This window comes from Novosphingobium subterraneum (genome assembly GCF_000807925.1).
Classification (GTDB): domain Bacteria; phylum Pseudomonadota; class Alphaproteobacteria; order Sphingomonadales; family Sphingomonadaceae; genus Novosphingobium; species Novosphingobium subterraneum.
In genome coordinates, this window is record NZ_JRVC01000010.1 from 62,117 (window position 1) to 86,813 (window position 24,697).

24 protein-coding genes are annotated in these 24,697 nt (G+C 64.9%); 21 read left to right on the forward strand and 3 right to left on the reverse strand.

Going from position 1 to position 24,697, the window contains the following annotated elements:
- Positions 1-30 precede the first annotated feature (30 nt).
- The gene (locus tag NJ75_RS11345) at positions 31-1,485 is read right to left on the reverse strand and encodes an FAD-dependent oxidoreductase (RefSeq protein ID WP_039334511.1); all 1,455 of its coding nucleotides are present in this window, start codon (positions 1,483-1,485) and stop codon (positions 31-33) included.
- A 236-nt stretch (positions 1,486-1,721) separates the two neighbouring features.
- On the opposite strand from NJ75_RS11345, the gene NJ75_RS11350 reads away from it, so the two are divergent.
- From NJ75_RS11350 to NJ75_RS11445, 20 genes are read left to right on the forward strand one after another with little or no spacing between them, the layout of a single operon-like run.
- Positions 1,722-2,483 carry an SDR family oxidoreductase gene (locus NJ75_RS11350; protein WP_039334679.1) on the forward strand — a complete coding sequence of 254 codons (762 nt, stop codon included), beginning with the start codon at positions 1,722-1,724 and terminating at the stop codon, positions 2,481-2,483.
- A 6-nt stretch (positions 2,484-2,489) separates the two neighbouring features.
- Positions 2,490-3,413 (forward strand): VOC family protein, encoded by a 924-nt coding sequence (locus NJ75_RS11355; RefSeq protein WP_039334512.1) that lies wholly within the window; start codon positions 2,490-2,492, stop codon positions 3,411-3,413.
- The gene (locus NJ75_RS11360; protein ID WP_407668273.1) at positions 3,410-4,291 is read left to right on the forward strand and encodes a CoA transferase subunit A; all 882 of its coding nucleotides are present in this window, start codon (positions 3,410-3,412) and stop codon (positions 4,289-4,291) included. The genes NJ75_RS11355 and NJ75_RS11360 overlap by 4 nt, the downstream gene beginning before the upstream one ends.
- Positions 4,291-5,085, forward strand: a complete 795-nt coding sequence (locus tag NJ75_RS11365; RefSeq protein WP_039334514.1) for a CoA-transferase subunit beta — start codon at positions 4,291-4,293, stop codon at positions 5,083-5,085. Before NJ75_RS11360 ends, NJ75_RS11365 begins: the two co-directional genes overlap by 1 nt.
- Positions 5,086-5,098: 13 nt before the next feature.
- Positions 5,099-5,998: an enoyl-CoA hydratase gene (locus NJ75_RS11370; RefSeq protein WP_039334515.1), complete on the forward strand. Its 900-nt coding sequence runs from the start codon at positions 5,099-5,101 to the stop codon at positions 5,996-5,998.
- The gene (locus NJ75_RS11375; protein WP_039334516.1) at positions 5,998-7,062 is read left to right on the forward strand and encodes an NAD(P)H-dependent flavin oxidoreductase; all 1,065 of its coding nucleotides are present in this window, start codon (positions 5,998-6,000) and stop codon (positions 7,060-7,062) included. Before NJ75_RS11370 ends, NJ75_RS11375 begins: the two co-directional genes overlap by 1 nt.
- Positions 7,063-7,086: 24 nt before the next feature.
- Positions 7,087-7,842 (forward strand): enoyl-CoA hydratase family protein, encoded by a 756-nt coding sequence (locus NJ75_RS11380; protein WP_039334517.1) that lies wholly within the window; start codon positions 7,087-7,089, stop codon positions 7,840-7,842.
- Positions 7,842-8,987: an acyl-CoA dehydrogenase gene (locus NJ75_RS11385; protein ID WP_039334518.1), complete on the forward strand. Its 1,146-nt coding sequence runs from the start codon at positions 7,842-7,844 to the stop codon at positions 8,985-8,987. The genes NJ75_RS11380 and NJ75_RS11385 overlap by 1 nt, the downstream gene beginning before the upstream one ends.
- A gap of 14 nt (positions 8,988-9,001) precedes the next feature.
- Positions 9,002-10,033: an acyl-CoA dehydrogenase family protein gene (locus NJ75_RS11390; protein WP_039334519.1), complete on the forward strand. Its 1,032-nt coding sequence runs from the start codon at positions 9,002-9,004 to the stop codon at positions 10,031-10,033.
- The gene (locus NJ75_RS11395) at positions 10,026-11,177 is read left to right on the forward strand and encodes an acetyl-CoA C-acetyltransferase (RefSeq protein ID WP_039334520.1); all 1,152 of its coding nucleotides are present in this window, start codon (positions 10,026-10,028) and stop codon (positions 11,175-11,177) included. The genes NJ75_RS11390 and NJ75_RS11395 overlap by 8 nt, the downstream gene beginning before the upstream one ends.
- 2 nt (positions 11,178-11,179) lie before the next feature.
- A complete protein-coding gene (locus NJ75_RS11400; RefSeq protein WP_039334521.1) occupies positions 11,180-11,620 on the forward strand; it encodes a nuclear transport factor 2 family protein in 441 nt (146 codons plus the stop codon).
- Between the two features lie 21 nt (positions 11,621-11,641).
- Positions 11,642-12,559, forward strand: coding sequence for an SDR family oxidoreductase (locus tag NJ75_RS11405; RefSeq protein ID WP_236727130.1), 918 nt, complete (start codon positions 11,642-11,644; stop codon positions 12,557-12,559).
- A 50-nt stretch (positions 12,560-12,609) separates the two neighbouring features.
- On the forward strand, positions 12,610-13,665 hold the full coding sequence (locus tag NJ75_RS11410) for an acyl-CoA dehydrogenase family protein (protein WP_039334523.1): 1,056 nt from the start codon (positions 12,610-12,612) through the stop codon (positions 13,663-13,665).
- Positions 13,662-14,840: an acyl-CoA dehydrogenase family protein gene (locus tag NJ75_RS11415; RefSeq protein ID WP_039334525.1), complete on the forward strand. Its 1,179-nt coding sequence runs from the start codon at positions 13,662-13,664 to the stop codon at positions 14,838-14,840. Before NJ75_RS11410 ends, NJ75_RS11415 begins: the two co-directional genes overlap by 4 nt.
- Positions 14,837-15,622 (forward strand): SDR family oxidoreductase, encoded by a 786-nt coding sequence (locus NJ75_RS11420; protein WP_052242381.1) that lies wholly within the window; start codon positions 14,837-14,839, stop codon positions 15,620-15,622. Before NJ75_RS11415 ends, NJ75_RS11420 begins: the two co-directional genes overlap by 4 nt.
- Before the next feature lie 2 nt (positions 15,623-15,624).
- Positions 15,625-16,092, forward strand: a complete 468-nt coding sequence (locus tag NJ75_RS11425) for a MaoC family dehydratase (RefSeq protein WP_039334529.1) — start codon at positions 15,625-15,627, stop codon at positions 16,090-16,092.
- A complete protein-coding gene (locus NJ75_RS11430; protein WP_039334531.1) occupies positions 16,089-16,466 on the forward strand; it encodes a steroid Delta-isomerase in 378 nt (125 codons plus the stop codon). The genes NJ75_RS11425 and NJ75_RS11430 overlap by 4 nt, the downstream gene beginning before the upstream one ends.
- A 12-nt stretch (positions 16,467-16,478) precedes the next feature.
- Positions 16,479-17,681: a thiolase family protein gene (locus NJ75_RS11435; RefSeq protein WP_039334533.1), complete on the forward strand. Its 1,203-nt coding sequence runs from the start codon at positions 16,479-16,481 to the stop codon at positions 17,679-17,681.
- Positions 17,682-17,687: 6 nt separating this feature from the next.
- Positions 17,688-19,211, forward strand: coding sequence for a FadD3 family acyl-CoA ligase (locus NJ75_RS11440; protein ID WP_039334535.1), 1,524 nt, complete (start codon positions 17,688-17,690; stop codon positions 19,209-19,211).
- Between the two features lie 29 nt (positions 19,212-19,240).
- A complete protein-coding gene (locus NJ75_RS11445; RefSeq protein WP_039334536.1) occupies positions 19,241-20,008 on the forward strand; it encodes an SDR family NAD(P)-dependent oxidoreductase in 768 nt (255 codons plus the stop codon).
- A 116-nt stretch (positions 20,009-20,124) separates the two neighbouring features.
- Here NJ75_RS11445 and NJ75_RS11450 read toward each other — a convergent pair whose 3' ends face one another.
- The gene (locus tag NJ75_RS11450) at positions 20,125-20,796 is read right to left on the reverse strand and encodes a TetR/AcrR family transcriptional regulator (RefSeq protein WP_082013357.1); all 672 of its coding nucleotides are present in this window, start codon (positions 20,794-20,796) and stop codon (positions 20,125-20,127) included.
- A 49-nt stretch (positions 20,797-20,845) separates the two neighbouring features.
- A complete protein-coding gene (locus NJ75_RS11455) occupies positions 20,846-21,697 on the reverse strand; it encodes a hypothetical protein (protein WP_039334684.1) in 852 nt (283 codons plus the stop codon).
- A 402-nt stretch (positions 21,698-22,099) separates the two neighbouring features.
- Between NJ75_RS11455 and NJ75_RS11460 the strand changes: the two genes are divergently transcribed.
- A complete protein-coding gene (locus NJ75_RS11460) occupies positions 22,100-24,682 on the forward strand; it encodes a TonB-dependent receptor (RefSeq protein WP_052242383.1) in 2,583 nt (860 codons plus the stop codon).
- Positions 24,683-24,697: the final 15 nt, after the last annotated feature.

Genomic DNA, 24,697 nt, shown 5'->3' on the forward strand with positions numbered 1-24,697 from the left:
TGCGAAGTTTCCCGAGGTGCTTCCGTCCGTTCAGGCGCGCGCGGCGCGGCGGCCGGCCTGGCGCCCGAAGAAGGTGCAGTCGGCAAGGCTCAGGCCAGAGGAATAGCCGTGGCCCCATGCCGGCAGGCCCGAGGTGCAGCGCCCTGCGGCGTAGAGTCCGGGGATCGGCGCGCCGGAGCGACCGAGCACTTCACCGTCTGTCGAGGTCTTGAGCCCGCCCAAGGTGAAGAAGCTGAAGTAGCTTGTCTGGAAATTGCATTCGAGCGCGACGAACGGCGACTGGTCGAGCGCTTTCAGGATCGGGGGCTGCTTGTCGAACAGGGGATCGCGGCCGTTGCGGGCGTGTTCGTTGTAGAAGTGCATCGTGGCCGAAAGCGTGCCTGCGGGCATTTCGAGTTCGGCTTCGACTTCCTCCCACGTCTCGCCAGTGCCGGCGATGGTGATGCCGGCGAGGTCGAGCGGTCGGGTGAAGTGGGCGCTGTCGAGCAGGAGGTAGACCTTGCCGCCCGGCTGGTCGACGGCGCAGCGGCTCACGCGGCCGTGGTAGCAGTCCTCGTTGATGAAGCGCTGCCCGGCGACGTTGACGAAGACGCCGTGGGCCTGTTCGGCCGGGATCGTCCACGGGCAGGTGGTGAAGAACTGGTCCATGTGAATCGCATCGCCGCCGACCGAAACGCCGAGTTCGATGCCGATGCCGTCGTCCTTGTCGCCGATCGGGCTGTTCACGCGGAAGCTCTCGGGGCAGTATTTGCGGCGCATGGCCTCGTTGAAGACGAAGCCGCCGGTGGCAAGGACGACGCCCTTGCGGGCGCGGACGAAGCGGTCCTTGTTGTCGATGCGGACGACGGCTCCGGCAATGGCGTCACCATCGGTGATGAGCGCGACGGCGCGTGCGTCGACGTGGATCTCGGCGCCAAGATCGCGGGCGCGGCGTTCTAGTATGTCGACCAGCGGACGCCCGCCGCCCCAGCCCATGTGCTGGATCACGTGGCCGCGCGGGGCGGGCTTTGCGTGTCGGTAGAACGGCGCGGCGGCCTCGCTACCCGACCAGATCAGGGTGGAATCGTCGGTCGGTTCGATCACCTTGCCGGGCAGGTAGTTGCCGCGATAGGGCACGCCCTGATCCTTCAGCCACTGGTAGTGCGCCAGCGCCTCGCGGCCATAGATCTCGCACTTGGCCTCATCGACGCAGGGGCCGCCGGCAAGCTTGAGGTAGGCGGTGAAGTCTTCGACCGTATCGTCGAACCCTGCGGCCTTCTGCGCATCAGTACCGCCGCCGACGTAGATCTCGCCACCGGAGAGCGCCGAGGCACCGCCGCTGCCGGAACTGCGTTCGAACAGCAGGACCTCTGCACCCGCAACGCGGGCCTCGATCGCGGCACAAGCCCCGGTTGCGCCGAAGCCGATCACGGCGACGTCCGTCTCGAAATCCCACTTTTCGACCTGCGTAATCGGCAAAGGTCGATACTGCGAATATCCTGTCATTCCGGCCTTCCGCTCCCATGCCCGTGCGCGGATCTGTAGTGTCCGCTGCCTGTGGCTGTCATTTGAACGCCCGCTTGACGTTATTCGCGTCAATCTGGGCCGCATTCGTAATTTAAGATTGCATTGGATACGCAAATCGTCAATTGAAAAGGCAATCGCCTTTGGATATTGGCGATTTCGAATCTGCTGCGGTGCAACTTTCGGCACCTGCGGCATGGGATGGGAGAGCAGCCGCGGTGCAGGGCACTGATCACATTGACTTGGGCGGCCAGGTGGCGATCGTCACCGGGGGCACGCGCGGGCTGGGGCGGCAGATTGCGCAAGCCCTGCTGCGCGCCGGGGCTGCGGTGACAGTGTGTGGCCGAACCGAGCCTGACGATCTGCCCGAAGGCCTGACGTGTCGGGCGGCTGACATCCGCGATCCCGAACAGGCGCAGGCACTGGTCGATGGCGTGGTGGAGCGCCATGGGCGGCTGGACATCCTCGTGAATAACGCTGGGGGTTCACCGCAAGCCCCCGCCACGGCGAGCCCGCGCTTCTTCGATTCCATCGTGAAGCTGAACCTGCATTCGGCGATGTACATGTCGCAATATGCCTATGCCCACATGGCGAAGGCCGGGGCTGGCAGCATCGTCAACATCGCCAGCGTATCGGGCATACGGCCCTCCCCCATGACGGCGGCCTATGGGGCGGCGAAGGCAGGGCTGCTCAGCCTGACGCAGAGCCTTGCGCAGGAGTGGGGGCCCGATGGCGTGCGCGTGAACGCGATCATCGTCGGCCTGATGCAGACCGAAACTTCGGAGGAAACCTATGGCGACGAGGCGGCGCAGGCTGCGGTTGCCAAATCGCTGCCGCTGCAGCGCATGGGCACCGGCGCGGACATCGCCGGAGCCGTGCTGTGGCTGAGTTCGAGCCTCGCCTCATGGGTGAGCGGCGCACGCATCAACGTCGATGGCGGGGGCGAGCGGCCCTACTTCCTCGACCTCGTGAAAGGATAAGCTGCCATGGGCATAAAGGCACTGGGCTATGTCAGGATCGAAACCGCCAAGGCGGAGGCCTGGGACCACTTCATGACGCAAGTGGTCGGCACGATGCGGGCGGATGCGCCATGCGATGGCGTGGCGGCCTACCGGATCGACGACCGCCCGTTCCGCTTCTGGGTGGAGCGGGGCGAGAGCGACCGGCTTGTGGCTGCTGGTTATGAAGTCGGCGATGCGGCGGAACTGGCGGCGCTGCGCGAGACGATTGCCGGGCTGGGGCGCGAGATTGTCGATGGCGATGCGGATGCAGCAAAGGCGCGCGGCGTGGCGGCGTTCTTTGCGACGAGCGATCCTTCGGGCAACGGTCTCGAGTTCTTCCACGGCGATGTCCGCGACGATGTGGCGTTCGTTTCGCCGGTGGGCGTGAGCGGCTTCGTGACCGGAGACATGGGCATGGGGCACGCCGTGTTTGCGACGCCGAACTTTGACGAGGCGCACGCCTTCTACAAGGCCATCGGCTTTCGCGACACCGACATCCCGCGCTTCCGATTTTCGGACGATCCCAACGATCCGGGCATGGGCTTTGCCTTCATGCACGCCGACAATGGCCGCCACCATTCGGTAGCCATTGCGGAAATGCCGGTGCCGCCTTCTGCCTGCATCCACCTGATGCTGGAGATGAAGACGCAAAGCGACGTGGGCAAGTGCCATGATCGCATGCGCATCAACAAGGTGCCCGAGAGCGCCTCGATCGGCCGGCACGTCAACGACCAGACCTTCGGCTTCTACATGCAGACGCCCTCTGGCTTCGACATCGAGATCGGGGCCGATCCGCTGGTGATCGATTACACGAACTGGACACCGACTGCGCATCTGATCCCCAGCGAATGGGGCCATGTCTGGGCATGGCAGAAGGCGCTTGAAGAGCAGGCAGGAGAACAGGCGTGAGCCTTGATAAGAGGATGAGCGCGGCGGAGATCGTCGCGCAGCTGTCCGATGGCATGACCATCGGCATCGGCGGCTGGGGCCCGCGGCGCAAGCCGATGGCGCTGGTGCGCGAGATCATGCGTTCCGACCTCAAGGACTTGACCGTCGTCGCCTATGGCGGCGCTGACGTGGGCATGCTGTGCGCAGCGGGCAAGGTGAAGAAGCTGGTCTTCGCGTTTGTCAGTCTTGATGCGATCCCGCTGGAGCCGTGGTTCCGCAAGGCCCGCGAGAGCGGCGCGCTGCAGGTGCTGGAGCTGGACGAAGGCATGTTCCAGTGGGGCCTGAAGGCGGCGGCGTTCGGCCTGCCGTTCCTGCCGACGCGGGTTGGCCTCGGCACGGACCTTGCCGAGCTGGGCGGCCTCAAGACCGTGCAGTCACCCTATGACGATGGCGAGACGCTGATCGCCATGCCGCCGCTCAAGCTCGATGCCGCGCTGATCCACGTCAACCGCAGCGACTGGCGCGGCAACGTCCAGGTGTTTGGGCCGGACGTCTATTACGACGAGTGGTTCGCCAAGGCTGCTGCCAGGACCTACGTTTCATGCGAGGAACTGGTCGACCGGATGGAGGACCATTACCCCGAAGGCGCGCAGGACAACCTGTTCGAGCGCTGCTTCGTTTCGGGCGTGGTGGAAATGCCCTGCGGCGCGCACCCAAGCTCGATGCCGCCGCATTACGGCTGGGACATGAAGGCCTTCAAGGCCTACGCCGATGCGGCACGCGATCCGGGCGACTGGTCTGCGGTGGCGGACCGCTTCGTTGGCGCTTCTGAAGCCGAATATCTTGAATCCATTGGCGGAAAGGAGGCGGTAGCGGCTCTTTCGCTGCCGATTTTCTGATGAGCGACATCACTCTCGTAGACCTGTGCATCGTCGCCTGTTCGGAAGCGTTCCGGGGCAATGGCGAAATCGTGGCGACCGGCGTGGGGCCAGTGCCGCGCCTGGCGGCGGGCCTGGCCAAGCTGACCCACACGCCCGAACTGATGATGACCGACGGCGAGGCCTATCTGGTCGAGCAGCCGGTGCCGCTGGGGCCGCGCAAGTACGACGACCGCAAGCCCGCAGGATACCTCCCGTTCTCGCGCTTCTTCGACAGTGCGGTGTGGTCAGGGCGAAGGCATGCCATGGTCACGCCGACGCAGCTTGATCGCTTCGGGCAGATCAACCTGTCCTACATGGGCGGGACCTATGACAAGCCGAAGACCCAGATGCTGGGCGTGCGCGGCTTTCCGGGGAACACGATCTACCACCCCAACTCGTTCTTCTTCCCGGCGCATGGGCCGCGCGTCTTCGTGCCCCAGGTCGATATGATCTCGGGCGTGGGGTACAACCCGGCCAAGCGCGTGGGCGGCGGCAACTTCTCGGGCGTGAGCCTGCGCCGGATCGTGACCAACCTGTGCGTGATGGACTTCGGCGGGCCGGACAACCAGATCCGCGTCATCTCGCTGCACCCCGGCGTGACGTTCGAGGAAGTGCAGGCGGCAACCGGTTTCGAACTGGCCCAGGCCGACAACGTGGAAGTGACGCGGCTGCCGACGGCAGAGGAACTGGCAGTGATTGCCGGCCTCGATCCGCACAACGTCCGCGCCAGCGTGCTCAAGGACAACCCGCCCGCCATCCGCGCCGCTGCCTGAGGGAGATGACCGCATGACCGACCTCGTCGAGCCGAAGCAAGTCGACATCGTCTACGAGACGCAAGAGCCTGTCCGCTACGAGGTGGAAGGGAGCGTGGCCTGGATCACGATGAACCGGCCGCAGTTCAACAATGCCCAGAACGGGCAGATGACCTATGCGCTCGACGATGCGTTCAACCGCGCGGTGCAGGACGACAACGTCCGCGCGATCGTGCTGGCGGGCGAGGGCAAGCACTTCTCGGCCGGCCACGACATCGGCACGCCGGGGCGCGACCTGCACCACGAGTTCGACAAGCGGCTGATGTTCCCGCCGCACACGAACAAGCCGGGCGCCGAACTGCTCTATACCCGCGAGCAGGAGCAGTACCTTGGCATGTGCCGCCGCTGGCGCGATATCTCCAAGCCGACCATCGCCATGGTGCAGGGTGCCTGCGTGGCGGGCGGGCTGATGCTGGCATGGGTTTGCGACCTGATCGTCGCTTCGGAAGACGCGTTCTTCCAGGACCCGGTGAACCCGCTGATGGGCATTCCGGGTGTCGAATACTTTGCCCATGCCTATGAACTGCCGCCGCGCGTGGCCAAGGAATTCCTGCTGCTGGGCGAGCGGATGCCGGCGGCGCGGGCCTACAGCTTCGGCATGGTCAACAAGGTGGTCCCGCGCGATCAGCTGCGCGAGGCGACTGCTGCGTGGGCGAACAAGCTGGCGGGGCAAGGGCGGCTGGGCAACTGGCTGACCAAGCAGTCCGTCAATCACGTCGAGGAACTGCGCGGCAAGCGGGCGGCGATGGATGCGGTCTACCACATGCACCACTTCGCCCATGCGCAGAACGATATCGTGACCGGCAACTCGATTGCGGGCGTGAGCGGGACTTCGGCTGCGGCAGCAAACAAGAAGGACGCGGGCGAAGGGTGATGGCTGGTGCGCTTCACACCGTCCTGACCGAGCGTCTTGGCTGCAAGGCTCCGATCATCCAGACCGCGATGGGCTGGGTGGCCGAGCCGAGCCTTGTCATCGGCAGCTGCAATGCGGGTGCGTTCGGCTTCCTTGGCGCGGCGGTGATGACGCCCGATGAATGCCGGAGCAAGATCCTGGCCGTGCGCCGTGGTACGGACAAGCCGTTCGGGGTGAACTTCCATTCGTTCCAGCCCGGAGCGGAGCAGATCGTCGACCTGATCCTGGCCAATGCCGATCAGGTGCGCGCGGTCAGCTTCGGGCGCGGGCCGAATGCCAAGATGATCGGGCGGTTCAAGGACGCCGGGATTCTGTGCATTCCCACCGTCGGCGCGGTGAAGCACGCCAGGAAGATGGAAGAGCTGGGCGTCGACATGATCAGCGTCCAGGGCGGCGAGGGTGGCGGGCATACCGGTTCGGTGCCGACGACGATCCTGCTGCCGCAAGTGCTCGATACCGTGAAGGTGCCGGTGATCGCCAGCGGCGGCTTTGCCGACGGGCGCGGTCTGGTTGCGGCTTTGGCCTATGGCGCCGTCGGCATTGCGATGGGCACGCGCTTTCTGCTGACCAAGGAAAGCCCGGTGCCCGACAGCGCCAAGGCGGCGTACCTGAAGGCCGGGACCGACCAGATCATCGTGACGACCAAGCTCGACGGCATCCCGCAGCGCATGGTGCGCACGCGCCTGATGGACCGCATCGAGAAGTCCGGCTCCCTGGCCATGTGGCTGCGCGCCTTCGAGGCAGGCGCGGCGATGAAGCGCCAGACCGGCGCCTCGTGGCTTCATTTCATCAAGGCGGCCAAGGGCATGACCGGGCACGGCGATGTGCCATTGAAGCAGGCGATGATGGCCGCGACCATGCCCATGCTGATCCAGAAGGCGGTGGTCGATGGCGATATCGAAAACGGCGTGATGGCGACGGGCGTGGTCGGCGGGCGCATTTCCGAGGTTCCGACCTGCCAGGAGCTGGTCGACCGCATCATGGCAGAGGCCGAGGCCCGCCTTTCCGCGCTCTGCGCAAGCTGACATTTCGAGGACGAGGGACACCCCATGCCGATCACGCTTACCGTCAAGGACCGCATCGCCGAGATCGTGTTCGACGTGCCGCCGGTCAACGCGTTCGACAGCGAGACGTGGATGTCGCTGCCGGCCATCGTCAAGAAGGCGGCGGCAGACCCGGAGGCGAACGTGGTGCTGATCCGCGCGGCGGAGGATTCGCGGGGGTTCTGCGGCGGGGTGGACATCAAGGAGATGCAGGCCCACCCGGAACGCATCACCGTGCTCAATCGCGGCAACTTCCTGACGTTCAAGGCGATCCACGAGGCGGAGATTCCTGTCGTGGTCGCGGCGCACAAGTTCGTGATCGGCGGCGGCATCGGGATCTGCGGCGCGAGCGACGTGATCATCGCGGCGGACGATGCGTTCTTCTCGCTGCCGGAAGTCGATCGCGGCGCGATGGGCGGGGCGAGCCACATGTCGCGCATGCTGCCGCTGCACAAGGTGCGCGCGGCGTTCTTTACCGGCGGCAACATCCCGGCGCAGGAAGCCTATCGTCTTGGCGCGGTGGAGAAGGTGGTGCCGCGGGCCGATCTGGTGGCAGAGGCCCACGCCTTCTGCAGCGTGATCGCATCGAAGAGCCGCAAGGCGCTGGTCATCGCCAAGGAAGCTCTGAACGGTCTCGAAGCGCGTGACGTCGATCGCGGATACCGCTGGGAGCAGGGCTTCACGCTGGAAATGTACATGCACGAAGACAGCCAGCGCGCGCGGGATGCCTTCGTCGAGACCGGCAAGGCGGCGAAGTTCTGATGAACCTGACGTACACTCCAGAACAGCAGGCATTTCGCGCAGAGGTTCGCGCGTGGCTGGAAGCGCATGTGCCGAAGCAACCGCTCGAGCATTACGACGCGACGCGCGAGGGTTTCGAGGCGCACCGGCAATGGGAAGCGACGCTGAAGAGCGGCGACTGGGGCATGGTGACCTGGCCCAAGGAATACGGCGGGCGCGGGCTCGACCTGATCCAGTGGCTGATCTTCGAGGAAGAGTATTACCGTGCCGGAGCGCCGGGCCGCGTCAACCAGAACGGCATTTTCCTGCTCGGCCCGACGCTGATGGAATTCGGCACGCACGAACAGAAGCAGCGTTTCCTGCCGCCGATGGCGAGCGGCGAGGAAATCTGGGCGCAGGCCTGGTCCGAACCGCAGGCGGGGTCCGACCTTGCCGGAGTGCGGGCGACCGCCGTTCGTGAGGGCGACGAATACGTGCTCAACGGCCACAAGATATGGTCGAGCCGCGCCGCCTTTGCCGACTGGGCCTTCGGCCTGTTCCGCGAGCCGGGCAGCGAGCGGCACAAGGGGATGAGCCTGATCTTCTTCCGGCTGGATCAGGAAGGCGTCACCCGCAACCCGATCCGCAAGATCAACGGGCATGTGGGCTTTGCCGAGATCTTCCTCGACAACGTGCGCGTGCCTGCGTTCAACCGCCTGGGCGACGAGGGGCAGGGCTGGCACATCTGCATGGCGACCGCAGGGTTCGAGCGCGGGTTGATGCTGCGTAGCCCGGCGCGCTTCCAGGAAGCTGCTGCTGCGCTGGCGGCGCTGTGGCAGAGCCGCAAGGACAGCTGCGATCCAGCGCTGGAGGCGGACGTGGTGCGCGCGCACATGAATGCGGAGGCCTATGCGCTCAACATCTACCAGACCGCATCGCGGCTGATGGCGGGCGCGAAGATCGGGCCGGAGGCTTCGACCAACAAGATCTTCTGGTCGGAGATGGACATCCACCTTCACGAGACCGCGCTGGCTATCCTCGGGGCCGAGGCCGAGCTGCTGCCGCCTACTGGTGAGCACGAATGGCTCGACGACTACATCTTCTCGCTGGCCGGGCCGATCTATGCCGGGTCGAACGAGATCCAGCGCAACATCATTGCCGAGCGCATGCTCGGCCTGCCGCGCTGAGGAGGGACGGGCACATGGACTTCACCCTCAACGACGAACAGCTGATGTTTGCCGAGACGGCACGGACGCTTCTGGGCGATACCTGCACGCCGGATCATTGGCACAAGATGATGGAACAGGGCGTGGCCTTCGATGCCGCGCGCTGGGCGCAGATCGTCGAGAACGGCTTTACCCTGCTGCTCCTGCCCGAAGCTGCTGGCGGCATGGGGCTGACCGAACTGGACCTTGCCCTTATCGCCATCGAGGCGGGCTATGTGGCGCTGCCTGAACCTCTGGCGGAAAGCGCCGGTGTTGGCGCGCCTTTGCTGGCCAGCCTTGCGCCGGATCATCCGCTCCTGGCCGATCCGGCGGCGATCATCGCGGTGGCCCCGGCGATCAATCCGGTCGTCGCCAATGCCGGCATTGCTGCGGCGATCCTGATCGAGAAGGACGGACGGGCCTTCCTCGCCAAGCCGGACCAGGTGACGCTCACGCCTGCCGAGACCATCGATCCGTTCCGCCGCCTGTTCCGCATCGAATGGGACGAGAGCAACACCGAGGATCTAGGCCCTGCCGACTGGACGCTGGCGCTGGACCGCGCGTCGCTGTTCGCGGCGGCGCAGGGGCTGGGGCTGGCGCAGCGGGCGGTCGATCTGGCGGTCGCCTATGCCAAGGACCGCATGCAGTTCGGCAAGCCGATCGGATCGTACCAGGCGGTGAAGCACCACCTTGCCAGCGCGCAGACCGCGATCGAGTTCGCGCGGCCGGTCGTGCTCGCTGCTGCGGCCGAGATCGGACACGCCGACATTCATTCGCGGGCGCGGGTGTCCGAGGCGAAGATCGTTGCACTGGAAGCGGCCGAGAAGGCCGCGCGAGCTTCGATCCAGGTCCATGGCGCGATGGGCTATTCCTGGGAAGTGGACGTGCACCTGTTCCTCAAGCGCGCGCTGGCGCTGAAGGCGGCGTGGGGCACGCCCGCCTTCCATCGCAGCCGCATTGCCACGCGCATCTTCACCCAGCCGCTTGGCGCCGACCAGACCTTTGCACGCGAGACTGAACATGCCTGAAGCCTATATCGTCGATGCCGTGCGCGCGCCTGTCGGGCGCAAGAAGGGCAGCCTTGCCCACCTCCACCCAGCCGACCTTGCCGCGCATCCCATCCGCGAACTGATGGCGCGGCACGACTTCGACCCGGCGCTGGTCGAGGACGTGGTGTGGGGCTGCACCGAAACGATCGGCGGGCAGGCGGGCGACATTGGCCGCACGGCGTGGCTGGTCGCTGGCCTTGCCGAGGACGTGCCGGGCGTGACCATCGATCGCCAGTGTGGCTCTGCCCAGCAGGCAGTCCACTTCGCCGCACAGGGCGTGATGAGCGGCACGCAGGACATTGTCGTGGCCGGTGGCAGCCAGGCGATGAACCGCATTCCGATCATGGCGGCGATGACCGCTGGCGCTGCCTATGGCTTCGAAAGTCCGTTCATCGGCGCCAGGGGCTGGGACGCGCGCTATGGCGACGAGGAAGTGAACCAGATCCGCTCGGCCGAGATGATTGCCGAGAAGTGGAACATCAGCCGCGAGGAAATGGACGCTTTCGCCTATGAGAGCCACCGCCGTGCGCAGCATGCGACCGAGCAGGGCTGGTTCAGGAACGAGATCGTGCCGCTGGAGGGGCTGGACCGCGACGAGACGATCCGTCCTGGCACGACGCTGGAAGGCCTCGCCTTGCTCAATCCGGTGCGCGAGGGCGGGCGGATCACAGCGGGCAATGCCAGCCAGAATTCCGATTGTGCGGCTGCGCTGCTGATCGTCAGCGAGCGGGCGCTGAAGGAGCACAACCTCAAGCCGCGCGCGCGCATTCACCACATGTCGGTGCGGGCCGACAATCCGGTGTGGATGCTGACGGGGCCAATACCGGCGACGCGCTATGCCATGCACAAATCGGGCATGAAGCTCTCCGACATCGACCTGTTCGAATGCAACGAGGCTTTCGCTTCGGTGCCGATGGCGTGGATGAAGGAACTCGATATCCCGCATGAGAAGGTCAACGTGGCGGGTGGCGCGATTGCGCTGGGCCATCCAATTGGATCGACAGGCGCCAAGCTGATGACGACGCTGCTCAACTCGCTTGAGCGCACCGGTGGCCGTTATGGGCTGCAGACGATGTGCGAAGGCGGTGGGCAGGCCAACGTCACGATCATCGAGCGGCTCTGACCATGCACGCCGCCACCGCCATTACCAACCTGCTCTACCGCTACGCGGGACTGATGGACGCTGGGCAGCTCGATGAGGTTGCCGCGATGTTCGATCATGCGCGCGTCACCTTGGGCGGCGGGCGTGTGGTGGAAGGTGGGGCTGCGATGCTGGAGCAGTGGCGCGCCTTCGTGCGCATCCATCCTTGCGGCACGCCGCGCACGCGGCACGTGATCACCAACCCGATCATTGAGATCGACGAGGCGGCGGGCACGGCGAGCTGCCGTTCGGTCTACACCGTGTTCCAGCAGACCCCGGAACTGCCGCTGCAGGCAATCGCATCGGGGCGCTATCACGATACGTTTGAATGCGTTGGCGGAACCTGGCGCTTCGCCACGCGCGACTATTCAATGCTCGATTACATCGGCGACCTTTCGCAGCACCTGCTGCTGCCGGTTGGCTGAAGCACTTCACAGGAGACACAAGTGGGCATCTGCGGCGGTATCTGTAATGGGCGCACTGTCATCATCACCGGCGCCGCGCGCGGGCTGGGCCGCGCCTATGCGCTGGCCTTTGCCGCCGAGGGCGCGAATGTGGTGGTCAACGACATCGGCACGTCGCTGGGCGGTGAGGGCCGCGATACCAGCGCGGCTGACGCGGTGGTGGCCGAGATCAAGGCGGCGGGCGGCAAGGCCATCGCCAACTACGAGGACATCACCGACTGGGATGCGGCAGGACGGATCGTGCAGGCCGCGCTCGACGCCTTCGGTGACCTGCATGTGGTGGTAAACAATGCCGGCATCGTGCGCGACCGCATGTTCGTTTCGGCAACGCTGGAAGAGTGGGACGCGACGATGCACGTCCACCTGCGCGGCCACTTCTGCCTTGCGCGCCACGCCGTGAACTACTGGCGGGCCAAGCAGAAGGACGGGCGCGATCCCGATGCGCGGATCATCAATACCTCGAGCGGGGCCGGGCTGCAGGGCTCGATCGCGCAGGCGGCCTATTCGACAGCCAAGGGCGGCATCGCCTCGCTGACGCTGGTGCAGGCGGCAGAGCTGGGGCGCTATGGCATCACTGCCAATGCACTGGCCCCATCTGCGCGCACCCGCATGACCGAGCAGGCTTTTGCCGAGAAGATGGCGACCGAGGGCCAGGCCTTCGACGTGATGGACCCCGCCAATGTCGCGCCGACGGTCGTGTGGCTCGGCAGCAGCGCAAGCCGCGATGTGACCGGGTGCGTCTTCGAACTCGAAGGTGGCAAGATCATGCTGGAGGACGGCTGGCGCGAGGGTCCGGTGGTGGACAAGGGCGCGAAGTGGGAGCCTGCCGAAGTTGGCGATGCCGTGGCGAAGCTGATCGCAGCGCGCGTGCCGCCGCGGAAAGTGTGGGGTGCGGCCTAAAGGCCGCGGGGTATGGGGCACGGCCTGAAGGCCCGGACGGAGTAGAGACGATGGAATTTGCCTTCACCGACGAACAGGCGATGATCGCCGAGACCGTGCGCGGCTTCTTTGCCGAGAACGCGACGAGCGAGCGCACGCGAAAGGCCATGGCGGCCGACGGGATCGACCGCGAGTTGTGGTCGTCGTTCGCGACCGAGCTTGGCCTTGCCGGGATTGGCCTGCCTGAGGAACATGGCGGCGCAGGCCTTGGCATGGTCGAGATGGCGCTGGTGGCCGAGGCTGCGGGGGCGCAGGTGGCGGCGCTGCCGCTGCTGGGCCACGTAATGATCGGGCAGGCCATTGCGCGTGGGGGTTCCGAGGCGCAGAAGGCGGAATGGTTGCCGCGCCTTGCTGCGGGCGAGTTGATCGCGACGGCGGCGTGGGCTCCGCAGCTGGCCGTGGAGGATGCCCGGATTTCGGGTACGTTCCCGTTCCTGCCGCATGGCGCTTCGGCTGATCTGCTGCTGGTCCATTCGGGCAGCGATGCGTGGATCGTCGACCTCAAGGGCGCTGGTGTGAGTGTGCAGGCGCACGTCACGATGGACCAGACCCGGCCTTTTGCCACGGCGACGCTCGATGGCGCGCAGGGCGAGCAGCTTGCTGATGGCGATGCGGCAATTGCCGGGGCGCTGGCCGCCGGGTGGATCTGCCTTGCCGCCGAGGCGCTGGGCGGAGCGCAGGCGACGCTGGATCGGACCGTGGCCTATTCCAAGGAGCGGGTGCAGTTCGGGCGGCAGATCGGCTCGTTCCAGGCCTACAAGCACCGTCTTGCCGACATGATGATCGAGATCGAGCAGGCGCGCTCGGCGGTCTACTGGGCGGCCTGTGCGGTGGATGAGGGTTCGGACGAGGCGCAGGTCGCGCTGCATTCGGCCAAGGCGTTCTGCGCCGACACCTTCTTCATGTGCGCCGGCAACATGATCCAGCTGCACGGCGGCATCGGCTTTACCTGGGAACATGACGCGCACTTGTTCTTCAAGCGCGCCCGTTCGATCCAGACGCTGCTTGGCGATGGCCAGTGGCATCGCGAGCAGGTCGCCTCGGCGGTTCTCGGGGCGGCTGCATGAAGCTCGGCTTTTCGCCCGCTGACGAAGCCTTTCGCGCAGAGTGCGCGGAGTGGCTGCAGGCGGAAATGACCGGGGAATTCGCCGACATTCGCGGCATCCCCAACCTGTGCGACGCAATCCCGCGCCGCAAGGAATGGGAGCAGCGGCTGGGGGAGGCGGGGTGGAGCTGCATCGGCTGGCCGCGCGAATGGGGCGGGCGCGATGCGACCATCGCCCAGCAGGTGATCTTCGCCGAGGAATATGCGCGGGCTGGCGCCCCCAATCGGATCAACCACATCGGCGTGGAACTGGCCGGGCCGACGATCCTTGCCTTCGGGTCCGAGGAGCAGAAGGCGAGGTACCTGCCCGAAATCGCGGCAGGTCGGCAGATCTGGTGCCAGGGCTATTCGGAGCCGAATGCCGGTTCCGACCTTGCCAACGTGAAGACCAAGGCGCGGTTGGAAGATGGTGAGTGGGTGGTCAACGGCCAGAAGGTCTGGACAAGCCTCGCGCATTATTCGGACATGATCTTCGTTGTCGCGCGCAGCGAGGACGGCTCGGCGGGCCCCAAGGGACTGTCGTTCCTGTTGATGGACATGGACCAGCCAGGCATCGAGGTGCGCCCGATCCGCCAGATCAACGGCGAGGCCGAGTTCAACGAGACTTTCCTCACTGACGCGCGCTGTGCCGCCGATGCCATGCTGGGCGCGGCGGGCGAGGGGTGGAAGGTCGCGATGGCGCTGCTGGCGTTCGAGCGCGGGGTTTCGACGCTGGGCCAGCAGATGCAGTTCAGGAACGAACTCGACGCCGTGATCGATGCGGCCAAGGCCAACGGAAAGGCTGCCGTTCCGGTGATCCGCCAGAAGATTGCGCGGGCCGAGATCGGCCTTCGCCTGATGCGCTACGGCGCGCTGCGGATGCTTTCGGGCACGGACCTTGCCGCCATCGACGGTGCGGCGCTGACCTACAAGATCCAGTGGGCGACTTGGCGGCGTGACCTTGGCGAGCTGGGCATGGAAGTGCTCGGACAGGCCGGGGAAGTCGCGTCCGGTGACCATTACTCCTGGCCGACGTTGCCCAACCTGTTTCTCTTCAGCCGCTCCGACACGATCTACGGCGGCACCAACCAGATCCAGCGCAACCTGATCGCCGAGCGCGGTCTGGGGCTACCGCGCGAACCGAGAGGTCAAGCATGAGCGTTCCCGTTCCTCCCTATCCGACGCCCATGGGCATGCTGAAGGGCAAGACGGTGGTTGTCACCGCCGCTGCCGGGACCGGCATCGGCTTTGCGGTGGCGAAGCGGGCCGCAGAAGAGGGCGCGCGTCTGCTGATCAGCGACTTTCACGAGCGTCGTCTGGGCGAAGCGGCCGATCGCATTGCCGCCGAAGTGGGGTGCGAACGCCCGTTCACGCAGGTGTGTGACGTGACCAGCGAGGCGCAGGTTCAGGATCTGCGCGATGCCTCGCTGGAGGCGCTGGGATCGGTCGACGTGCTGATCAACAACGCCGGCCTTGGCGGCGAAGTGGACGTGGTCGACATGACCGACGAACAGTGGAGCCGCGTTCTTGACGTGACGCTGACCAGCCTGTTTCGCATGACGCGGGCGTTCCTGCCTTCGATGTATGCGGCGAAGAGCGGAGTGATGGTCAACAACGCCTCGGTGCTGGGCTGGCGCGCGCAGCGGGGCCAAGCGCACTATGCCGCGGCGAAAGCGGGCGTGATGGCCTTCACCCGCTGTGCCGCACTGGAAGCGGCGGACCATGGCGTGCGCATCAATGCGGTGGCGCCGAGCCTGGCGATGCATCCGTTCCTTGCCAAGGTGACGACAGAAGAGCGCCTTGCCGAGCTGGTCAAGACCGAAGCCTACGGGCGCCCCGCCGAGGTGTGGGAAGTGGCCAATGTCATGCTGTTCCTGGCCTCGGACCTTTCCTCCTACATGACCGGCGAGATCGTCCCGGTATCGAGCCAGAGGGCCTGACCGTGGCGGTGGTGTTCGAGAAACCGGCCGACCTGCTTGGCAAGGAAGGCACGCAACTGCCGCCGACCGAGTGGCTTCTGGTCGATCAGGAGCGGGTCAACGGGTTTGCCGATGTCACGGGCGATCACCAGTGGATCCACGTCGATGTCGAGCGTGCCAAGGCCGGACCGTTCGGCGGGACGATCGTGCATGGCTACCTGACGATGAGCCTCGTCAATTACTTCCTCCCCCAGCTGATCGAGGTGCGCGGGTTTGCCCATGCGGTGAACGTCGGCGCGGACCGCTTGCGCTTCCTCTCGCCGGTGAAGGTTGGCAGCCGCATCCGGGGTGCAGGCGAAATCGTCTCGGTCGAGGAGGTCAAGGGCGCGATCCAGTCAGTCGTGCGCGTCACCGTCGAGATCGAGGGGCAGGACAGGCCAGCCTGCGTGCTCGATACAATCAGCCGCTATTTTCCGGAGCAAGTGCGATGACCGATCCCAAGGTGATGGAAGCCGCCGTTCACGAATATGTTGCCGCGTTCGATGCAGGCGCGCCTGAACGGGTTGCCGCGCTGTTCGCGGAAGATGCCACGGTCGAAGACCCGGTGGGGACCGAACCCAAGGTCGGGCAGGCGGCGATCCTCGAATTCTATACGGCCTCGATGCAGACAGGCGCGAAGCTCAGGCTTGAAGGGCCGGTGCGCGTGTGCGGGCCTTATGCGGCGTTCGCGTTCTCGGTCCTGCTCAACCTTGGCGGCAAGGACATGCGCGTCGATGTGATCGACACCTTCAAGTTCAACGATGACGGCAAGGTCGTCGAGATGCGGGCCTATTTTGGGCCGACCAACATGCACGGATTTTCCTGAGAGGACGCAAACATGCGTGAAGCCGCCATCGTTTCGACCGCCCGCACCGGCGTGGGCAAGGCCTATCGTGGGGCCTTCAACGATACCGAAGCTCCGGTGCTGTCGAGCCACGTGGTCAATGCCGCGATTGCGCGGGCCGGGATCGATCCGGCACGGGTGGACGACGTCTACCTCGGGGTCGGCAACCACTGGAACACGCAGAGCTACAACCTCGGGCGGCTAACCGTCCACGGTTCGGTCCTGCCCGACACGACAGCGGGCTTCACGCTCGACCGCAAGTGCTCGTCCGGCCTCAACGCCATCGCGCTCGCAGCGCGTGGCATCATGTGCAACGAGATCGACGTTGCCGTGGCGGGCGGCATGGAGAGCATTTCGCTGACCATCAACAAGCATGCGCCGCAGTTTCGCAACCGTTCGGAATTCATCAAGGCTGCGGACCCGCATGCCTACATGGTGATGATCGAGACCGCCGAGATCGTCGCGGAGCGCTATGGTGTGACCCGCGAGGAGCAGGACCGCTTTGCCGCCCTTTCGCAGCAGCGCGCCTCGGCTGCGCAGGAAGCCGGCAAGTTCGATGACGAGATCGTGCCGATCACCGTGACCAAGGCGTTGTTAGACAAGGAGGGCAACGAGACCGGCAAGGAAGAGGTGACGCTTGGCCGTGACGAAGGTGTGCGCGCGGGCACGACTTACGAAGCGCTCGCGGGGCTCAAGCCGGTGTTCAAGAACGGACAGGTCATCGCCGAGGGCAAGCACGTTACCGCAGGCAATGCCAGCCAGCTTTCTGACGGCGCATCGGCGCAGGTGCTGATGGACCTCGATACTGCAAAGGCCGAAGGGCGTCCGGTGCTGGGGATCTATCGCGGCTTCCAGGTGGCGGGCTGCGGGGCAGAGGAAATGGGCATCGGGCCGGTCTTTGCGATCCCCAAGCTGCTGTACCGCGCAGGGCTGAAGATCGAGGACATCGGGCTGTTCGAGATCAACGAGGCCTTCGCGAGCCAGGCTGTCTATTGCCAGAAGAAGCTGGAGATCGATCCCGACAAGCTCAACGTCAACGGCGGCGGCATTGCCATCGGCCATCCGTTCGGCATGACCGGATCAAGGCTGGTTGGCCATGCCCTGATCGAGGGCAAGCGGCGGGGCGTGAAGTACGTCGTCGTCTCGATGTGCGTGGCGGGCGGCATGGGTGCGGCCGGCCTGTTCGAAGTGGCCTGACGCGCGATGCTCGATCCCCTGCCGCCAACGATACCCCACGCCGCTCAGGCTGCGGCAAGAACCTGGCCAGATGCGCCGGCGGTGCTTGAGAACGGCGAGGTGTGGAGCTTTGCCGAGCTGTGGCAGCGCAGCAGGGCGGCGGCTTCGGCACTGCTGGGGCGGGGCATAGGCGCAGGGGACCGGGTAGCCATCTGGGCTCCCAATTCGCGCGAATGGATCGTGGCGGCGATTGCGGTGATGAGCTGCGGCGCGGCGGTGGTCACGCTCAATACCCGGCTGAAGGGCCGCGAGGCGGGAGACATTCTGCGCCGCACGAATGCGAAGCTGCTGTTCACGGTCGAGGGCTTTCTCGGCATCGATTACCGCGCCCTGATCGCGGACGAGGACCTGCCTGCGCTGGAAGGCACGTTGCTGCTCGAGCACGATCTGGTGCAAGGGGGCAAGGGGGCGGACGACCCGGCCGTGGATGGGGCGCTGGTGGGTATCGACGCCGATACTGTCTCGGACATCCTGTTCACCAGCGGGACGACCGGCAGCCCCAAGGGCGTGCTGATGACTTACGGCCGGGTCCTGCCGCAGGCTGCGGTGTGGTGCCAGAATACCGGCCTGCGCGAGGGCGATCGCTATCTCATTGCCAATCCGTTCTTCCATTCCTTCGGCATGAAGGTGGGCTGGGTTGCGTGCATCCTCTCGGGGGCGGTGGCTGTGCCGATGCCGCAGTTCGACGTGGGCCAGGCAATCGAGCTGATCGAGCGCGAACGCATCACTTTCATGCCGGGGCCGCCGACCATCTTCCAGATGCTGCTGGCAGAGTTGGACAAGCGCAAATGGGACTGCTCATCGTTGCGGGGCGGCACCACCGGCGCGGCAAGCGTGCCGCCCGCGCTGGTCGAACGCATCCGCGAGGACCTTGGCATGGTGGATCTGATCACCGCCTATGGCATGACCGAGTGCGTGAACATCACGACCTGCGTTCCGGGAGACGACGCTGAAACTATTGCCCGCACCTGCGGCAAGGCTTTTCCGGGCAACGAAGTTCGCATCGCCGACGCGCAAGGCAACGAAGTGCCGCGCGGGCAGACCGGCGAGGTGCAGGTGCGCGGGCAGGGCGTCATGCTTGGCTATCTCGACAACGCACAAGCCACGGCCGAGACCATCGACGCCGATGGCTGGCTGCACACAGGCGACGTCGGCACGATGGACGAGCGCGGCTATGTGCGCATCACCGACCGGATGAAGGACCTGTACATCTCGGGCGGGTTCAACGTCTATCCCGCCGAAGTCGAGAAGCTGCTGGCGGAGCATCCGGCGATCGGCATGGCCGCCGTCGTCGGCGTGCCGGACGAGCGCCTGGGCGAAGTGGGCCGCGCTTTCGTGGTGCTTCGTCCCGGTGCAACCGCAAGCGAGGCCGAGCTGATCGCGTGGTCGCGCGAGAACATGGCCAATTACAAGGTGCCGCGCAGCTTCGTGCTGGTGGAGGATCTCCCGCGCAATGCCGCGGGCAAGGTGCTGAAAACAGAACTTCGCTGATCAAGGCGAGGGCTATTTCGGAGAGAGTGATGCAGCGATTTGTCGGCAAGGTTGCCCTCGTCACCGGAGCAGGATCCGGCATCGGCCGCGCCGCGGCAATTCGCTTTGCGCAGGAAGGCGCGAGGGTGTTCTGCGCTGACCTCAACCTTGCGGCGGCGCAGGCCGTCGTGGCCGAGATCGGTGAGCGCGCAAGCGCCGTGAAGGTCGACGTGGCCGACTATGCCAGCAACCAGGAGATGGTGGCGCAAGTTCTGGCCGTAGCCGGAAAGCTGGATTTCGCCTTCCTCAACGCCGGGCTCTATGGCGCCGCCGAAGGCCTCGACACGGTTGACGAGGCGCTGTTCGACAAGCTGGTCGCGGTCAATCTCAAGGGCGCGTTCAACGGGATCAAGGCGGTGCAGCCAGTGATCGGGCAGGGCGGCGCGGTCGTGGTCACGGCTTCGGCGGCGGGCGTTGTCGGCCATCCGGCGAACCCGGCCTACAGTGCTGCCAAGCATGGCGTGGTCGGGCTGGTGAAGTCCTGCGTCGATGCCTTCGCGGCGCGCGGCTGCCGGATCAATGCGCTGTGCCCGGGCGGAGTGGAGACCCCCCTGATCGGCGCGCCGGATGTCGAGATCGTTGATGGGCAGGAGCTGCCGCGCGTGCCCTTGCGCGGCATGGGACAGGCGCAGCATGTTGCCGAAGTGGCGTTGTGGCTGTGCAGCCCGGCCTCGGGCTTCATCACGGGTCAAGCGCAAGTGCTTGACGCGGGACTGCTTTCGACCTTCGCGCCGGTGATGCTGCCTATCGGGCCGTGAGATAGACCGGCACGCAGGCCATTACGCCGCCTGTTGAGCGGCACGAACCATGGGCTGCCGGTCGAGCGATAGGTCTTGCGGAAGCCATCATTCAGCTGATCTTCGAAGATCCTGCCTTACGTGTCTGAAGCGAGGGAGGCGAAGTAATCGGCAATGATCCTGTCCGGCATGCCGATGCCACGCAGGCAGAACCACGTCGCCTGCCTGACAAGATCATCCCCCGCGATTCCGTAAGGCCTTGCCGCCAAAGGCAATCCCCCGATTGCGGCCATCATCGTCCCGACATGTTCGACGAACATGGCAGCGGCGGGCACGTCGAGAGGCTCGCCCTCAAGTCCACCCTCGGCCCGGGCAGAGGCATAGGCCGCGTCCATGGCAGCCCCGTGGCGCCGCTGCGAGCGGCGATAGATCAGGCTGGCGTAGGAGCCATCGCCTGCAAGGCTGGCCAGGGTCATGCGATGCGTATCATGACGGGCAGGATCATCTGCATCGGTCGCGCAGGCGGAGATGAAAGTGTGGATCGCACTGGCGAGGCCCCGCGCACCTTCGCCGTGCACGCCCTGTTCGCGCCAGCGCTCGTCCTGCTCGAGAAATACCTGGCGCAGGACCGCGCGGTAGAGGGCGAGCTTGCTGGGGAAATGACGGAACACCAGCGCCTCCGAGACCTTCGCCTCGCGCGCGATCTGCAGGGTCTTGGCTCCGTCATAGCCGTGCTGTGAAAAGACCCGCCGTGCGGCGGCAACGATCTGGCCTCGGCGCTGCACGCCCGGTAAACGGGTCCTTGTCATGATCACTCACTTACTTGGCAGACGGAGTGAGTCAATCATCGGGCCGAGGCTATTGCAGTTCCGGCCTCACCAGCGCCGAGGCGGGAACCCGCTCCGCCCAGAACGCGCCTTCGAGATCGGTATCGACATCGACCGCGCCGCGCACACCCAAGGCCTCGCGCGCTTCGGCCAATGGGAGGTGGAAGCACGGCTCCAGCCTCTTCATGAACAAGGCGTCGCTGGCCTTGCCGACCGCCATGCCGCGCTGGATAGCGTCGGTGCAGGTGTTCCAGACTTGCGGATAATGCAGTATCGTCCGCACGGTGTAGCGGAGCGATCCGAAGATCTGGATCAGGCTCAATTCGGCTGCCAGTTCCGGATTGCGGATGTGCTTGAACACGTTGGTCAGGCGGTACCAGTAAGGCACGAGCTCACCCATGAAGTTGAACCCGCCGCCACACAGGATGTGTTCGAAATCGTGGGTCTGGCCTGAGCGCAGGTTGTAGAACTCCAGCTGGCTTTTCGGTTCGCGCCAGGGCGTGATCTGGATCTCGTAGTTTCCTTCGGTGATCCACTGGTAGAAGATTCCGCCGAGCGAGCCTGGCGCGTACTGCGCGAAATCGTCGATCGAGTAGGTCGAGTAGAAGCCCTCGGAAAGCCAGGCATCGAGTTCGGGATTGATCCGGCGTTCTGCCATGAACATCTCCTCTATGGCATCGTGATCGCGCAGTTCCTCGAGAATCGGCAGGAACTCGTACATCTCGGCTGGCGGGGGCAGGTCCGGGCCGTTGCGGCGCAGGAGGATCATCGCCAGCCAATCGCGCAGGCGGGGGTTGTTGAGATACTTCGACGAGGACACGAGCACGCTCGACGGCGTTTCGACCGGCATGACGCCGCGGGCGAGATAGGGCAGGTCAGGCATCGACTTCTCCTGTTGCTTTTCTGAGCGGTGCGCAGTGGAAGGTTCCTGAAAATCAGTCACTTCGTGCCGCGCCTTGGGTTCGCTGGCGATTGCAGAATCGGTGTGGCCGCATTGTCCGGTGCATCGCCAAAGGAGGACTTCCAGAAAAATTCGTCAAGCCCACATAAGCGCAAAGATGTGCCCTTGGCTACGCAACATGATGCTAAAATCGTCTCTTGAACTTATTTTGCGTAGTTGATACGCTGCTTCATAGAGAAAAAGAAAACCGGGATGAGGGGCCTCCCTGCCTTTCTGCGAATTGTCGTCGTGCATGCTTGGGGCGTGCGCGGGGATGCCGCTCATCCTGTCGATCCGTGTTTCGCCGCAGAGGCATGGGAAGTGCGATCTTGGAGGGAGAGAACGATGTCTGACACAATGCGTGCACGCTCGGAAACGGGACGACGGGTCGCTTGGGCGTTGCTGGCAAGCGTTTCGCTGGGCAGCTTTGCTGCGCCGCAGATCGCTTTTGCTGCAGAAGATGCTGCGGATGAGCAGGCTGCGGAAAACAGCGTGCCCAACAACATGGAAATCATCGTCACGGCCAACCGCCGCGAAGAGCGCGCACAGGACGTTCCGATCTCGATCACCGCTATCAGCGCAGAAAGCATTCGCGAACGCGGGCTTACCCAGTTGCAGGATCTGCAGGCTTCCGTGCCGTCGCTGGTCGTCGGCCCGAACGGGCAGGCTTCGCGCGACGTGATGTCGCCATCGATCCGCGGGCAGAGCGCATCGTTCCAGGGATCGCCCGCGGTCGTCGTCTACATGAACGAAGTCCCGCTGGTTTCGGCGATCACGCTTTCCGGCCAGGGTGGCCCCGGCAGTTTCGTCGACTTGCAGAACGTGCAGGTTCTGGCCGGCGTGCAAGGCACGCTGTTTGGGCGAAACACCACTGGTGGCGCGATCCTGCTGACGCCGGCCAAGCCGACCGACAAGCTCGAAGGCTATGTCCAAGCCGGCTTTGGCAACTACAGCATGGTCGAGACCGAAGCGGTGCTGAACCTGCCGATCTCGGACAAGGTTCGCCTGCGGCTTGTCGGAGCCTCACGCGATCGTGACGGCTTCACGCATGATGTGAACTGGAACAAGGATCGGGACGACCAGCACTGGCGCATGGGCCGCGTCGGGCTGTGGATCGAGCCGGTGGAGGGCGTCACCAACTATACGCTGGGCTACTATGGCAAGTCGCACAGCAATGGCACGGGTTCGATCGCCAAGAACTTCAATACCAACTATTTCGTTGGCCTCGCCACGCGGCCGATCCTGGTTGCACCGGGCGTATCCCTGCCACTGGGCGCAATCGCTCCGACTTTCAATTTCTGCGGTGCAGGGACCGGCCCTGCCAATTGCAGCTACTACACCAACCTGCTCAATCAGCAGAACGCGCGCGGCATCCGCCAGACAGCGCATGGCATGGACAGCTTCGCCAAGCTGGAATCCTGGGGCATCAACAACACCACCGACATCGAACTTTCCAGCACTCTCAAGCTGCGCAACATCTTCAGCTATGCAGAATTGAAGTCCTACTACGCCAACGACCAGGACGGCACGATCGCTCCGGTCTATGATACCGGCGTGACCGTAGAGAGCCGCACCGCCCCGCGTGACTGGTACAAGCAGGTGACCGAGGAACTGCAGTTCCAGGGCACGGCGCTGAACGACAAGCTGACCTATACGGTCGGCGGCTTCTACTACAAGCAGAGCCCCCGGGGCACAATGGTGTCCTATTCGATCAACGTCTGCGGCCTGCAGTCTGTCACGGGCTGCCCCATCGGCCAGAGCCAGATCAGCGTGACCAACGAATCCAAGGCGCTCTATGCGCAGGGCTCGCTCGATTTCGGCGCGTTTTCGCCTGCGCTTGACCGCCTGCGACTGACAGCGGGCTATCGCTATACCTGGGACACCGTGGACGGATCGACCACATCGTTCAGCTATGTCCCGCTGCCGGGTGGGGCGAAGTATGTCACGGCGTGTTCGTGGAAATCGAATCCCAATCCCACGCAGCCGATCGCCGATCCGCTCAACACCTGCCTGTTCGGTGCAAGGCTGAAAAGCTCGTCGCCCAACTGGACCATCGGGCTCGACTACCGCCCGAACGACAACATCATGGTCTATGGCAAGGTCACGCGCGGCTACAAGGCCGGTGGCTTCAACAGCTATGCCGTGTTCGAGAACACCCGCACCTTCGGGCCGGAGACCGTCACCGACTACGAAGCAGGCTTCAAGACCGACTTCAACGCCGGCGGCATGCGCGGGCGGTTCAACGTCAACGGCTTCTGGCTGGACTACAAGAACATCCAGCGTGCAGCCGGGGACTTCAACCGCGCGACCGGCGGCAATGGCGCGATCACGCTGAACAACGCTTCGGCCGAGATCAAGGGCGTCGAAGTCGAGGCGATGATCCAGCCGACGCAGAACATCGAACTGGGCGGCAACTACAGCCACCTCAGCGCCAAGTACAAATCCTTCAAGTTCGATTCGAGCTCGGGCGTGTGGGATTGTACCGCGCAGTCGATCACTTCGCCCAAGGTCTTTGCCGGGGCGGACATGACCTGCCGTCCACTGCAGTACCTCTCGCCCAACATCCTGTCGGTCTATGGCCGTTTCTCGCTGCCGGTTTCGGAAGATGTGGGCAATTTCAGCCTGTTCCTCAGCTACAACTGGACCGACAAGCAGCCGACGGCGCCGTTCTCGACCGAGCGCTTCCCGGATGGGACGATCAACGAACCGGGCGTGCTGCTGCCGAGCTATGGCCTGCTCAACGCCACGATCGACTGGAAGGGCGTGATGGGCGCGCCTGTGGATCTGAGCCTGTTCGCCACCAACATCACCAAGAAGAACTACATCATCTCGAACACCGGCATCTTCCAGACGATCGGCGCGCAGAGCGTGATCTATGGCGAGCCGCGCATGTTCGGCCTGCGCCTGCGCTACAGCTTCGGCAACTGACGAGAGAAGGAGACG